Here is a 13,328-nt window from a genome sequence, read left to right as displayed (position 1 = left end):
CGTCCTCAGCCCAGGCTGCGCACGATGTGCGGACCGAGCCAGTTGGCGACGGCGATCGGCAGCTTGCGCCAGGCCTTGATCATGAGCTGGTACTTGGCGTTGCTGGGGTTGTTCTGCGGCACGCTGTCACGCCGGTACAGGCAGTACTCGTAATGCAGCGGCGTCGGCTCGAAGCCCCAGTTCTTCTTGAACGAATAGCTGCCGGTGCCCTGCTTGCTGCGGCCGTAGTCGAAGACCTTGAGCCCGCGGGCGCAGGCGCGACGCATCAGCTCCCAGTACTTGAAGTCGTTGGCGGCCAGGTCGCGCGCGGCGACCGCATCGCCGGCGTAGTACGGCAGCACCTCGTCGCGGAAGTAGAAGCTCAGCACGCCGGACAGCGGCTGGCCCTGCGGGCTGCTGACGATCAGCACCTCGGCGGCGTCGCCGAACTCGTCCAGCAGCGCCTGGAAGTAGCGCTTGGGCATCGCGGGCGTGCCGTGGCGATGGACGTTGTCCGCGTAGAGCGCGAAGAAACGCGACACGTCGCGGTCGATCTCCGCCTTCAATTCGTTCTTGATGCCCTTGCGGACCATGGCGCGCTGCTTGCGCGGGATGGCCAGCATGTTGGCCTCCTCGTCCTCGAGGATCTCCTTGCGGAAGGTCACGTAGAGGTCCTGGTGCGGCCAGTCCTCGTGACGGCGCTGGACGTTGCGGAACTCCAGGTGGTCCGGGTCCAAGGTCTTGCACAGGCTTTGCGCCCGCTGTTCGAGATGGTCGGCCGCCTCGGCACTGTCCGCGGCCACGCCGCCGTAGACGGCGAAGGGCAGGCTCACCAGCGCATGGCCGAACAGGCGGCTCTTGACCTGGGCCAACGGCAGCACGCCTTCGATGCGGCCGTCGCGCTCGGCGTACAGGAAGAAGCACCGGTGCTTGAACTGACGGCTGATGATGCGTTGCCAGCCGGACAGGTGAAAGAAGGTGGCGGAGGCGCAACCACGGACGAACTCGTCCCAGCGCCGCGCGGTCGCGCTGTCCGCGATGTCGAGTTGACGGACCTCGAGCTGGCCCGCCGCGGCCGCGCCGACGGCGGTCGGCGCGGCCACGTCCGTGGCGACGCCCGGGATCGACGGTGCTGCCGCGCTCATGCCGCCAGCCGGTCCGTGCCGGCCTGAGGCAGGAAGATCTCGTCCATCCGCGCCCAGGCGAAGTCGCCCAGCAGTTGCTCGATGCGCGACTCGGTGCGGCCGATGTTGACGTAATGGCGGAAGCGCGTCTTCGCGTCGATGCCGGGGATGCGTGGCTGTTCCGGATCGATCTCCCACGGGTGGAAGTAGAAGACCGCGCTGCGGCCTTCGATGCGGTTGAAGCGCTCGATCATCCAGCGCGACACGCCGTAGGGCAGCAGCCGGAACCAGCCGCCGCCGCTGCTCGGATAGTTCTTGCCGCGCCAGCGCAGCGTCGTCACCGGCACTTCGATCAGGCCCGGGCGCACCTCGTAGGCGAAGCGCGGCGAATCGGGCATGCCGTAGTGGTCGTGTTCGATGGGATAGACGCTGGAGCTGTAGCGGTAGCCGCATTCGGCCAGCACGTCGAAGGCCCAGAGGTTGTCCTTGCCGATCGAGAAGCTGGGCGCGCGATAGCCCTTGACCTCGACGCCGCCCAGGTCCTCGAGCAGCGCCTTGGCGTCGCCGACGTCCTTCAGGAAGGCGGCGCGGTCCAGGTCGCTGGCGCGCTCGTGGCCGAAGCCGTGGCTCGCCAGTTCATGCCCGCGAGCGACGATCTCGCGCACGATCTGCGGATAACGCTGCGCGATCCAGCCCAGCGTGAAGAAGGTGGCCTTGAAGCTCTTGGCGTCCAGCAGATCGAGGATGCGCGCGATGTTGCGCTCGACGCGGCACTCGCGCGCGTCCCACTCGCCACGGGCGATGTAGGGCGCGAAGGCGGAGACCTGGAAGTAGTCCTCGACGTCGATGCTCATCGCGTTGCGGATCTTGTTCATCGCATCGCTCCCACGAGTTTCTGCAGCAGCGCCAGCGTCTGCTGGTTGATCCGTTCCAGGCGCATCAGGCTGTCCTCGATGCGCTGCAGGCGCGTCTCCTGGCCGTCCAGGTTCAGGCCCGCGAGTCCGTCGGCCAAAGCGCCGAGTTCTCCGTTCAGCCCGCCGCCGGCCACGCGCGAACGCAGCCGCGTCAGGTCCAGGTCGACCGCGAGGTCGCCCTCGGACGCATGGCCGTTGATCTCGGACCCATGTACCGCCGGCGCCGGCGCGGACGCCGACTCGGCGGACAGGTCCTGCACGACCTCTTCCACGTCGGCCGCGGTCAGGTGCGGGTTCTCGTGCATGAAGCCCAGCAGCAGCAACCGGTCGCACAAGGTGTTGATGCGGCGCGGAATGCCGTGGCTGGCGCGGTGCAGCGCGGTGAAGGCGTCGGCGTCGAAGCTGGGCTTGTCGGCGGCGCCGGCGCACTTGAGCCGGTGCTCGATGTAGCGCTGCGTGTCTTCCTCGTCGAGCGGACCGATGTGGCAGCTCGCCGCGATGCGCTGGCGGAACTGCTCCATCTCGGGCCGCTGCAGGATGCCGCGGAACTCCGGCTGCCCGACCAGGAAGGTCTGCACCAGCGACTGGTTGCCGAACTGGAAGTTGGACAGCATGCGCAGTTCCTCGACCGCGCGCGCGGTGAGGTTCTGCGCCTCGTCGACGATCAGCAGGCAGCGCTTGCCGCGGCTGGCCTCGCTGACGAAGAAGGCCTCCAGCGCCATCAGCACTTCGCTCTTGGGCAGGTCCTTGACCCGCACGCCGAAGGCGGCGCCGACCAGGCGCAGCGTGTCCTCGGCGTCCAGCTGCGTCGTGACGATGTTGCCGATGACGACGTTGCTGCGGTTCAGGCTGTCCAGCAGCCCGCGCACCAGCGTCGTCTTGCCGGCGCCGATCTCGCCGGTGATGACGATGAAGCCGTCACTGCGCAGCACCCCGTAGTCGAGGTAGGCCTTGGCGCGGCGATGCTGCTTGCTGCCGAAGTAGAAGCTGGGGTCGGGACTGAGCTGGAACGGCTTGCTGGCCAGCCCGTAGAAGGCCTCGTACATGTCGGTGACTGCTTAAAAGCGCTGGGTCAGCGATGCGTAGATCGCGTGTTCCTGATAGCTGGTGGCGAACAGGCTGGTGTCGTCGAACTTGGTCTGACGCAGGCCGAAGGCCGCGTCGGTGCGCGGGCCCAGCCGGTAGGTGGCGTTGGCGGTCAGCGTGCGCATGTCGTTGCCGCCCACGCCGCCGTCACCGCGCGAGTTCTGCCGCGAGTAGCTGACGTTGGCGTTGGCCAGCGGAGTGAGCCGATAGCCCACCGACACCGTCGCGCCGCGCTGGCGCACGCGGTCCGTCAGCGACAGGTCGCCGCTGCCCACGCCCAGCGGCGAGTTGATGAGGCGGCGGCTGTTGTTGTCATTGCCGCTGAGCGTGACCGTCATGCGCGGTCCGGTCCAGATCAGCGACAGGTCGCTGCGACGCTGCAGCGACGCGGTGTTGCTCAGGAAGCCGGCGCCGCTGAACGAATTCGGGTCCAGGCCCAGCGCGGCCAGCAGCCCGCGGACGAAGGCGTCGCGCTTGACCGGGTCGGGCTCCAGGCTGCCGAACTGCAGATCCAGCAGCTGGTAGTTGGTCGCCTGGGTCGGCGTCTCGCCGGTGCTGACGCTCTGGCTGCTGTTGGCCCGCACCGAGAACTGCGCCATGCGGTGCTCGAAGCTCAGGTTGTGGCTGTTGCCGTAGCTGTGGTGCTGCCAGTCGGCGGCGAACTTGGTCCGCGGGCCCGGCGACCAGCGCAGGTTGGCGCCGTAGACGGAGGTCGTCTCGGGTCCGAAGTAGTCGCTGCGCTCGCGACCGCCGGTGAGGCCGACGCCCCAGTCGACGTCGGGCACCCAGTTCAGCGACGCGATCACGCTGGTGGTGCGGTAGTCGATGCCGGTCTGCTCGAAGTGCATGCGCGACGTCGACGTGTTCAGACCCCAGTTGAGTTCGCGGCCGGCGGGACCGAACAGGTTCAGCGACAACGCGCCTTCCTTGCTGTTGCCGCTGCCGCCGGCGGCACCGGTGCCGCCCTCGCTGGAATCGCGCATCTGGCCCATCGCCCTCAGCTCGAAGCCCGCGAAGCTGCCCAGCCGGCCGCGCCAGTACGGCGAGACCTGCAGCGTGCGCGTCTCCGTGCGATTGGGGTTGTCCAGCGTGCCGTCCGGCGACTGCTGTCCGAAGGCCGAGACCGTCTGCTGGCTGATGTTGCCGGTGACGTCGACGAACAGCGCCGACTGCACCAGCTCCGCCGTGACGCGGGTGCTCAGCTGGTTCTGCAGCCGCGCGTCGCGGTCGCTCTTCGTGTAGACGATGCCGTCGAGCGTGTAGTCGAAGCTGCCGCGGATCGCGCCGGTGGTGCTGGAGATGGTCAGACCGGGCGACACCGTCGTGATGAACGCGCGATCGCGCGAGTTGTCGGGCGACAGCGCCAGGTTGTCGGTCCAGGTCTCGGAGACGCTGACGCGCGGCGTGAACGCGATGCCCTTGCGCGAGCCCGCGGCGCTGGTGCCGTCATCCTGGGCGGCGGCCGGCGTCTGCGCCAGGGCCGCGGCCAGGCCCATCGCCGCCAGACAGGCGACACGGACCGGAGACTGCGGCCGGCGGCGGAGGTCGTTGGCCCGCGTCATCGTGTCAGGCCCGATCCGGGCCGGCGGCGGGATGCGGCGCGGCATCCGGCGCATGGCCCTGCCCATCCGCGCTGCCGTACCCATAACCGTAGCCGTAGCCATAGCCGTACCCATAGCCGTAGCCGCTGCTGCGCTTGTTGCTGGCCTGGTTGAGCAGCAGCATCTTCAGCGGGCAGTGCTCGATCGCGGCGACCGCCTGCTGCACAGCGCTCTGCGGCGTGCGCTCGGCCTGCACGACGATGACGATCTGGCCCATGTGCGTGGCCAGCACCCGGGACTCGGTGGTCAGCAGCAGCGGCGGGCTGTCGAAGATGATGATCCGGTCCGGATAGCGCTTGGCCATGTCGTCCAGCAGCGCGGTCATCGCATCGCTGGCCAGCAGTTCCGTGGCGCGCGCATGCGGGCGGCCGCTGGGCAGCAGCGTCAGCTTGTCGACGTTGGTCTTGAGCAGGACGCTGGCCATGTCGGCCTCCTTCTCCAGCACGTCGAGCAGGCCGGGGCCGGGCGGCAGGCCCAGCATGCGCAGCATCGACGGGCGGGCGACGTCGGCGTCGACCAGCATCACGGTGGAGTCGAACTCGGCCGCGATCGACATGGCCAGGTTCAGCGAGGTGAAGCTCTTGCCCTCGCCGGGCAGCGCGCTGGTCACCATGATCAGGTTGGCGTGATTGAGCGACGAGGCGCCCTTGTTCATCGCGTTGCGGATCAGCGGGCGCTTGATGTTGCGGTACTGGTCCGCCATCACGGTGCGCGGCGCGTTCGGCGTCAGGAAGCCCTGGGCGGCGAGCGCCTCGAGGTCCAGGTCGACGCGCTTGGAGGTCGCGTCGCCAGGGGCGCGGATCACCGCCGGCGCGGCAGCCGGCAGCACTGCCGGTGCGACCGCGGGCGCCACGTGAGGCGCCGGCGGCGCGGTCGCGGGCACGGTCGCCGGTGCGGCCGCCGTGGCCAGGCCGACGTCGACGCCGGCCTGCTTCAGTTGTTCCAGCCGCGCGGCGGCTTGTTCGATCAGGCTCGTCATGCGAAAGCTCCCCTCACCCGGCCTGGCGGCTGATCCAGATGGCCATGCCGATCAGGCCGACCGCGTACAGGCTGACCAGGCTGCCCGACGCGACACCGAAACGCAGCAGGTCCACCTTCTGGCGACGCCGGTCCTCGCGCGTCTCCTGGCGCGACACGGCGCCCAGGATCGGCAGCTCCAGGCGGTGGCGCAGCTCGTTGAGGTCGTGGAAGACCGGACGGATCTGGCTGGCGGCGAAGGCCGTGACCAGGCCGGCCAGCGCCGCCACCACCAGACCGGCGGCCAGCAGCATCAGGCGGTTCGGCGACACCGGCTTGGGCGACGCGCGCGGCGGGTCGATGATGCGGAAATCGGCGACGCCCGAGGTGTTGTCCAGGTCGGTCGACAGCGAGGCCGACTCGCGGCGCTCGACCATCTCCTGGTAGTTCTTCTTGATGATGTCGTAGTCGCGGTTCAGCTGCGAGAACTCCGCCTCCAGTTGGGGCGCCAGCTTGATCGAGCCTTGCGCGGAGGCGTAGCGCGAGCCGTACTCGTCGACGCGGGCGCGGATCTGCGCGACCTCGACTTCCTTGGCCGCCAGGATGCGGGCCAGCTCCTGGTTGGCCAGGCTGTCGTTGGGGCCGCCGGTCGGCACCGGATTGGCCAGCGCGGCCTTCTGCAGGTCGGCGACTTCCTTGCGGCGCTGCTCTTCCAGATCGCGGATCTGGCGCTTGACGTTGACGATGTCCGGGTGCGCGTCGGTGTAGCGCTGCTGCAGCTGGTCCAGGTTGCGCTTGAGCTCGACGATGCGGTTGTCCAGCTCGGGCGTCGCGAACTTCTGCGCGCTCTCCTGCATCAGGCTCTGCAGGCTGGTGCCGGGCTGGCTGCGCTTGCGCTCGGCCTCGATCTGCTGGCGCGCGGCGTCGCGGGCGTTGACGGCCTCGCGCAGTTGCAGGCGGGCGGCCTCGAGCTGGTTGCTGGCCTCGGCCAGGCGCGCGGCGGCATCCTTGCCGTCGGCCTGCGTCAGCTGCAGGTTGCGCAGGCGGAATTCCTTGCGGCGCGCCTCGGCCTCCTCCAGCTTGGTCTCGTAGGTCTTGATCTGCTCGTTCAGGAAGGTCGCTGCGGTCGTGCTGTCCTTGCGGTTGGCCCCCAGGCTGGACTCCATGAAGATCGACAGCAGCGAGGCCACGACCTTCTTCGACGTCTCCGGCGACGAATCGCGGTAGGACAGCAGGTACAGGTTGTTGGCCGAGTTGCCGGCGGTCTGGATCGACAGGTTGCGGGTGACGCGGTCGATGAGCGCTTCCTGGTCGGACTTGCTGGTGGCCTTCAGGTCGAGATCGGCCATGCGCACCAGCTTCTCGACGTTGGGCCGGCTGATCAGCGTGCGGCTGAGCATGTTGACCTGCTGCTCGGTGTTGGACAGCACGGCCATGCCGGACATCAGCGGCTTGAGGATCGACTGCGTATCGACGTAGACGCGCGCGCTGGCCTCGTAGCGGTCGGGCACCACGAACACGACGACGGCCGCGGCGATGGCGGCCAGCCACGACGCGATCAGGCCCGGCCAGCGGTAGCGCCACATCCGCTTGAACACGGCCATCAGTTGCGCGATGAGGGAATCCATGCGGCGATCTCGGTTGCACCGGCGGGAGCGCCGGCGGGGCCCGGTTCGGGGCGGGCCGATACTGCGGGAAATGCGGGAAACGATCCGGGGCACGTCCCCTGGCCGACCCCGGCGACCCGGAGGGCCGCGCGCGCGGCCGTCCGGGCGACGGTCAGAAGAAGCTCTGCGGAATGATCAGGATGTCGCCGGGACGCATCTCGACGTTGGCGGACACGTCGCCGCGACGGATCAGGTCCTTGAGGCGCACGGAGTACTGCTTGTTGCCCTCGGCGGTCCGCAGGATGGAGGCGGAGTTGCCGGCGGCGAAGTCGGTCAGGCCGCCAACGGCGATCATCACGTCCAGCAGCGTCATCTTCTGCTTGTAGGGCAGGAACATCGGCTTGGCGGCTTCGCCGACGACGCGGATCTGCTCGCTGTACGGGCCGACGAAGCTGGTCACGATCACGGTCACCACCGGATCGCGCACGTACTTGCCGAGCTGCTTCTCGATGTCGCGGGCGACCTCGACCGAGTTCTTGCCCTGCACCTGCAGCTCGTCGATCAGCGGGGCGGCGATCTTGCCGTCGGGCCGGACCGGCACCGTCAGCGACAGCTCCGGGTTGCGCCACACGATGATGTTGAGCTGGTCGCCGGCACCGACGACGTAGCTGTAGTCCGCCTGCGAGGCGGCGACCGGCGCGGGCGGCAGGTTGCCGGTGGTCGAGCAGCCGGCGAGCGCCGCGGCGGCGGCCAGCAACGCGGCGTGTGCCGCCTTGACGGAAGCGATCTTCAATCCAGTGTTCTTCACCATGTCCACCCCTCTGGAAGCTGACCGGATTGCACCTCAGCGCGCACGGGTGTGGAACCCCCTGGACTGAGGGCGATCCCTCCCTGACGTGAGCGATTTCCGTGCTAGCGGATCCGCCCCGGGGAACCGTCCGGATACACCCCCGAAACAACTCGGCGTGAAGCCGCCTCGAAATCCCCGCGGAAAACCTCATGACAGCGTCATGGAAAACCCGCAAGCGGGAAGCGTCAGTCGCTATTTCCCGCGCAGCACCGGCTTGATCAGCGCAATCAGCAGGCGCTGCAGCGGATGGGCATTTCCCCAGGGCCGCCAGGTGTGCTTGAGCCGGCCGCGATAGGCGTCGAAATGCATGCCCCACGGCGCGGCGCGCAAAGCGCCGCGATTCAGCAGCAGCTTCAGCACGCTGGTGCCCATCAGCCCCGCGCACAACTCGCAGGCCATGCCGGTGGAGGGCCCGCGCTTCTCCTTGAAATTCACCGCCTCGGGCGCGACCAGATACTGGCGGCTGAGCATCGCCGGCGATACCCCGGCGATGAAGCGCGCATATTGATCCTCATGGTCGCGGCCTTCGACCTGGAAATAGTCCTCGAAACTCATCCCGGTCGGGCTGAAGTACAGGAACGCGGTGCCCATGCCCAGAGGCGCGGCGGTCATCGCGGGAATGCCCAGCTCGCGACAGCGGCGGAAAACCTTGCGGCGCACCTCGAGGACGAAGAAGTCCAGGCTGTCGACATACACGTCGACCCCTTTCAGGAACTCGTCGAGGTTGGCGTCGGTGACGCCCTCGCGGAAAAGACGGATGTCGCTTTCCGGATTGATGTCGCGGGCCATTTCCGCGACCACGTCGATCTTGGGGCGGCCCATCGACGACATGAATGCCGCCGCCTGGCGATTCATGTTGTGGACGTCGAACTCATCGAAGTCGGCGATATTGAAATTGGCGATCCCCAGGCGCGACAGCGCCAGCACATGCGCACCGCCGACGCCGCCCAATCCAGCCACCGCCACGCGCGCCCGGCGCAAACGCTGCTGTTCGTCCTTCGTGACCCAACCGATATTGCGCGAGAACGCGCGGTCGTAATCGAAGACGAAACCGGAAGGAGTGTCTCGCGTCATGGGGTCTCCCTTTATTCGAATCGCGCCGCCGCCGGACCACGCGAAATCGGTTCGCACAGCGCAGGCGAGGAGTATGCGCTCGCGCCATGACGGCAAAACGCTGAAAAGCATCCGCGCCAGCCCTCGGGCAACGGACGCCCGGCGGCCCCTCCCCCCCCTCGACACCCCCCCCGATATGCGGGCCAGACCGCTGTCGAAAAATTTGACAGGACCCGTCGAAGATTCCCGCATCAGAATGTTAAGTCATTGATTTAAAACGATGAAAGTTCGCTGGCACGGTTGTCGCTTTGATGTCCGCCAAGAAGCCGGCACGTGCCGCTTCCTAACGTGCTTCTGGCAAGACGCATCCTCAAGGAGAGACACATGTTCAAGCAAGCAAAGCTCGCACTGGCAGCGATGACGCTGGCAGCCGCGACGTTGCCGGCGATGGCAGCACCGCTGTACATCAACACCGGGCAGGACTTCAATCCCGAGCCCAACGGCTCGACCAAGACCACGGTGTTCGACCAGCTGGGTTACAGCGGCACCCTGGCGACCTCGATCTATCTGGGCTCGCCGGCCACCCCCGGCACCACGGTGATCGACACCAACATCCCGTCGGTGATGAATTCGTACGGCTTCTCGGCCGGCACGCACACCACGCTGTCGGGCGGCTCCGCTTCGTTCAACTACCCGAACGCGCCGGCGCAGACCAACATCGATTCGCTGAACAACCCGGTCAACCCGACCGACCTGAACGGCTTCGTCGGCGGCGTGGGCTTCCCGGCCTACGGCTTCGGCAACGTCGGCGGCCTGGGCGGCGCGTGGGGCCTGACCTACTCGTACCAGATCGTCGGTACGACCGTGGACTCCACCGGCGACGGCGTGTCGGACTACGTGTCCTACACCAGCGGCGTCTTCAGCGTGTTCTATCAGAGCGCTGCGACGGATCCGAACAACGGCAAGGAAGTTCTGCGCCTGATCGTCACGGGTTCGGACATCCAGCTGACCAACCTGAATGTCAAGGGCTATGTCGACTACAGCTACGCTGGCGGCGACACCTTCATCCAGAACTTCTTCAACTCCGGCGAAGGCCTGGGCTCGCTGTACAGCAACTGGCTGAACAACAGCATCTCGGTGAGCTGGGTGCTCGACACCAACGTCGATCCCCCGATCCCGACCCCGGACCAACTGTGGAACTCCGGCGGCGGCCTGATCCGTCAGTCGACCCTGGACGGCTCGCTGGTCATCAACGTGCCGGAACCTGGCACGCTGGCCCTGGTCGGCCTGGCCCTGGCGGGCGTGGGCTTCGCCCAACGCCGCCGCGCCCTGCGCAAGTAATCAGCCTCGGCTGAATGCGAAAGCCGCCCCTCGGGGCGGCTTTTCCGTTTCCGATTCTCTTTCCTGCTCAACGCAGCGGCGTCACCACGCCGCGCCCTTGCGACCAGATGATCGCCACGACCTGCTGCGCGTCGTAGAGCGCGTTCACGTGCGCGATGCGGTTCGAGTAGTAGTCGCCCTCCGCCGCCATCACATCGAACAGCGAGCGCTTGCCGAGCTGCTGCCACTGCTGCAGCGTGAAGCCGCGGACGCGCTCGCTGCTGCGCAGGATGTCGACCAGCCGACGCGAACGGTCGAGCGACGAGGACGCGGCCTCGTACATCTCCTGCACGCGATAGCGCTTGGCCTCGATCGTCTCGTCACGCTGCAGCGAGGCCGCCTGCGCACGTCGCCGCGCCGAGGTCAGCGCCGAGTCGGCGCCCGGCTGCACGATCGGGATGTTGACCGTGACGCCGCCGATCCAGTCGGTCTGCCGCGCCTGGCCGATCGTCGAATTCCCGCTGACCAGCAGGCTCACGCTGGGCTGCTGCCCGGCGCGCACCGATTCCGCGTAGCTGCGCTGCGCCTGAGCCTGCGCCGCGGCCGCCGACACGTCGGGCGACACCATCACGTCGGCCAGCATCTCGTTGAGATCGGGCAGGCGTGCCAGCACCGGAACTCATGGCCGCGCCGCGCGGCAGATCGTCGCCGACGAAGCGCTTCAGCCTCACCTCGGTCTGACGCAGTGCCGAGGTCGTCTGCTCATACGACAGGTCGGCCTGCTGCAGGCTCTTCTGCGCCTGCACGAGTTCGCTGGCGCGGCCTCGGTCGGCCTTGGTGATGATCTCCAGGGCCTCGACCAGGCAGGACATCTTGCGCACGTACTGGCTGTAGACCTGCGCCTGCAATTGATAGCGCCCGCGGTCCAGCGCCAGCGACACGGTCTGGAGGGCGACCTGCTCCTCGGCGCTCGACTGGCCGTAGCGCGCGGCCTCGAGCAGCTGCGAGCGCCACTCGGTGAGCTTGGTGATGCGGCCGGAGTCGTAGATCGGCGCGGTCACGCTCAACGAGCCGCGCCCCTGGAGGCCGCTGGAGTTGTCGATCGAGCCGTTGCCCGGCACGACGGTGCCGGTGTGGCCGGCCGTGATGCCCATCGTCACCGTCGGCAGTCGCTGCGACTTGGCTTCCTCGAAGTCGGCCTCGGCCGCCAGCGTGAGTAGCCGGGTCGCGCCCAGCGCCTTGCTGCGGTTGAGCGAGCGGTTGACGAGGTCCTGCAACTGGGCGCGCGGATCGGAGTCGCCGACATCCAGCAGCGCCGTGTCCTTGGCGGACAGCTGCGCAGGCGGCAGCGTGCGCTCGTCCGAGCAGCGGCTGGGCGGCGGATCCTGCGCCCAGGCGGACGCGCTGAACGCGCAGAGCGCCGTCAGGACGACGGTCGCGCCGGCGCTCAGTCGGAAGGAGGAGATCGAGGCGCGCCGCAGGCTGCGGCGACGGGTGGTGTCGGTCATGGTCACGCGTACTGCAAGCAATTTCCCATGCCTCTACTGGACCATTCCAGCGGGAAATCGAAGCGCCGATAAGCGGCGCGCAACCGGACTGTTTCAGCCCTGACTCAGCGCTCTCGCAGCGCTTCCTTGGACTTCAGCATCGGCCGCAGCAGATAGCTCAGGACCGAGCGCTCGCCGGTGCGAATGTCCACCATCGCCGTCATGCCGGGGATGACCGGCAGCGGCTCGCCCTTGGCGCGCAGCGTGTTGCGCTCGGCCGTGATGAGCACGCGGTAGTAGGTGCCTTCGTTGTTCTTCTCGGTCTCGCCGAGCGCGTCGGGGCTGACGTACTCGATCTTGCCGTGCAGGCCGCCGTTGACGTTGAAGTCGTAGCCGTTGAGCTTGACGATGGCCGTCTGCCCGACCTGGATGTAGCCGATGTCCTTGGGCTTGATGCGCGCCTCGATCAGGATGCGCGGGCCGATCGGCACGATCTCCATGATCGGCGTGCCGGACGTGACGACGCCGCCCACCGTGTTCATCTTGATGTTCTTGACCAGGCCCTTGACCGGCGACTTCAGCACCGAGCGCGTGACCGCGTCACGGCGCACGACGAGCTGTTCGTCCAGCTGCGCGAGGTCGGTCTGCGCCTTCGACAGTTCGGAACTCGAGTCCTGGCGGAAGCGGCTGATGCGCTCGTTGCGCTGCTGCTGCAGCTCGTTGACCTGGCGGGTGACGCGCATCACCTCGACGTTGGACATCAGGCCCTTGGACGCCATGTCCTGCGCCATCTTCTGCTCGGTGGCGAGCAGCCCGATGCTGCGGTTGATGCTGGCGGTCGCCTCCTCGAGGACGCGGCGGCGGGTGTCGAAGACCTCGGTCTCGCTGTCGACCAGGCGCTGCACGCCCTTGACCTCGTCGGGGAACTTCAGCGGCACGCCCAGCGCCTCGGCGCGCAGGCGGGAGACCTGCGCCATCAGACCCAGACGCTTGGCCTGGCTCTCGTTCTCGGCGGCCTCGGCGCGGGTCGGATCAAGTTCGGCCAAGGCCTCGCCAGCCTCGACTTCCTCGCCTTCATGGACCAGCAGCTTGCCCAGCGTGCCGGACTCCAGGCTGGCGATCACCTGCTCCTTGCCGTCGGGCACGATGCGCGCGTCGCTGCGGGTGACCTCGTCGACCGTCGCGATCGACGACCAGGCCAGCCCCACCAGCAGCACCGCCGCCATCAGGTAGAGCGCCCAGACGGCGCGCGGCAGCGGCTCGTCGATCAGCGCCGACTGGACGCTGCCGACGAACAGGCCTTCTTCGCGGCTGAGGGTGCGGGACTGCGACATGGGGGCGGACTTCTTC

11 protein-coding genes and 1 pseudogene are annotated in these 13,328 nt (G+C 67.9%); 1 reads left to right on the top strand and 11 read right to left on the bottom strand.

The features are described 5' to 3' along the window. Positions 1 to 5: 5 nt before the first annotated feature. The 8 genes from ACFJIX_RS18140 to ACFJIX_RS18105 form a co-directional block, all read right to left on the bottom strand. Positions 6 to 1,124 (bottom strand): FemAB family XrtA/PEP-CTERM system-associated protein, encoded by a 1,119-nt coding sequence (locus ACFJIX_RS18140; protein ID WP_377153403.1) that lies wholly within the window; start codon positions 1,122 to 1,124, stop codon positions 6 to 8. Further along, on the bottom strand, positions 1,121 to 1,978 hold the full coding sequence (locus ACFJIX_RS18135) for an XrtA system polysaccharide deacetylase (RefSeq protein WP_377153401.1): 858 nt from the start codon (positions 1,976 to 1,978) through the stop codon (positions 1,121 to 1,123). Before ACFJIX_RS18135 ends, ACFJIX_RS18140 begins: the two co-directional genes overlap by 4 nt. Then, on the bottom strand, positions 1,975 to 3,063 hold the full coding sequence (locus ACFJIX_RS18130; RefSeq protein WP_377153398.1) for an XrtA/PEP-CTERM system-associated ATPase: 1,089 nt from the start codon (positions 3,061 to 3,063) through the stop codon (positions 1,975 to 1,977). Before ACFJIX_RS18130 ends, ACFJIX_RS18135 begins: the two co-directional genes overlap by 4 nt. 12 nt (positions 3,064 to 3,075) lie before the next feature. Then, positions 3,076 to 4,665 carry a TIGR03016 family PEP-CTERM system-associated outer membrane protein gene (locus tag ACFJIX_RS18125; protein WP_377153396.1) on the bottom strand — a complete coding sequence of 530 codons (1,590 nt, stop codon included), beginning with the start codon at positions 4,663 to 4,665 and terminating at the stop codon, positions 3,076 to 3,078. A gap of 4 nt (positions 4,666 to 4,669) precedes the next feature. Beyond that, positions 4,670 to 5,683 (bottom strand): XrtA-associated tyrosine autokinase, encoded by a 1,014-nt coding sequence (locus tag ACFJIX_RS18120; protein WP_377153394.1) that lies wholly within the window; start codon positions 5,681 to 5,683, stop codon positions 4,670 to 4,672. A gap of 13 nt (positions 5,684 to 5,696) precedes the next feature. Continuing rightward, a complete protein-coding gene (locus ACFJIX_RS18115) occupies positions 5,697 to 7,289 on the bottom strand; it encodes an XrtA system polysaccharide chain length determinant (RefSeq protein ID WP_377153392.1) in 1,593 nt (530 codons plus the stop codon). Positions 7,290 to 7,440: 151 nt separating this feature from the next. Next, on the bottom strand, positions 7,441 to 8,079 hold the full coding sequence (locus ACFJIX_RS18110; RefSeq protein WP_377153390.1) for an XrtA/PEP-CTERM system exopolysaccharide export protein: 639 nt from the start codon (positions 8,077 to 8,079) through the stop codon (positions 7,441 to 7,443). A gap of 231 nt (positions 8,080 to 8,310) precedes the next feature. After that, positions 8,311 to 9,303 carry a ThiF family adenylyltransferase gene (locus ACFJIX_RS18105; protein WP_377153388.1) on the bottom strand — a complete coding sequence of 331 codons (993 nt, stop codon included), beginning with the start codon at positions 9,301 to 9,303 and terminating at the stop codon, positions 8,311 to 8,313. 252 nt (positions 9,304 to 9,555) lie between these two features. Between ACFJIX_RS18105 and ACFJIX_RS18100 the strand changes: the two genes are divergently transcribed. Beyond that, complete coding sequence (locus ACFJIX_RS18100) at positions 9,556 to 10,512, top strand: PEP-CTERM sorting domain-containing protein (RefSeq protein WP_377153386.1); 957 nt, start codon at positions 9,556 to 9,558, stop codon at positions 10,510 to 10,512. Between the two features lie 67 nt (positions 10,513 to 10,579). Here the strand turns inward: ACFJIX_RS18100 and ACFJIX_RS18095 are convergent, their stop codons facing one another. The 3 genes and pseudogenes from ACFJIX_RS18095 to ACFJIX_RS18085 form a co-directional block, all read right to left on the bottom strand. Beyond that, positions 10,580 to 11,119: a TolC family protein gene (locus tag ACFJIX_RS18095; RefSeq protein ID WP_377153383.1), complete on the bottom strand. Its 540-nt coding sequence runs from the start codon at positions 11,117 to 11,119 to the stop codon at positions 10,580 to 10,582. Positions 11,120 to 11,210: 91 nt separating this feature from the next. Next, a pseudogene (locus tag ACFJIX_RS18090) lies at positions 11,211 to 11,999 on the bottom strand (TolC family protein); the annotation flags it as partial. 104 nt (positions 12,000 to 12,103) lie between these two features. Beyond that, positions 12,104 to 13,312: an HlyD family type I secretion periplasmic adaptor subunit gene (locus ACFJIX_RS18085; protein WP_377153381.1), complete on the bottom strand. Its 1,209-nt coding sequence runs from the start codon at positions 13,310 to 13,312 to the stop codon at positions 12,104 to 12,106. Positions 13,313 to 13,328 lie beyond the last annotated feature (16 nt).

Source organism: Roseateles sp. UC29_93 (genome assembly GCF_042695725.1).
GTDB lineage: Bacteria > Pseudomonadota > Gammaproteobacteria > Burkholderiales > Burkholderiaceae_C > Roseateles > Roseateles noduli_A.
Note: the sequence above shows the minus strand (reverse complement) of the source record. Positions and strands in the feature narration are given on the sequence as shown.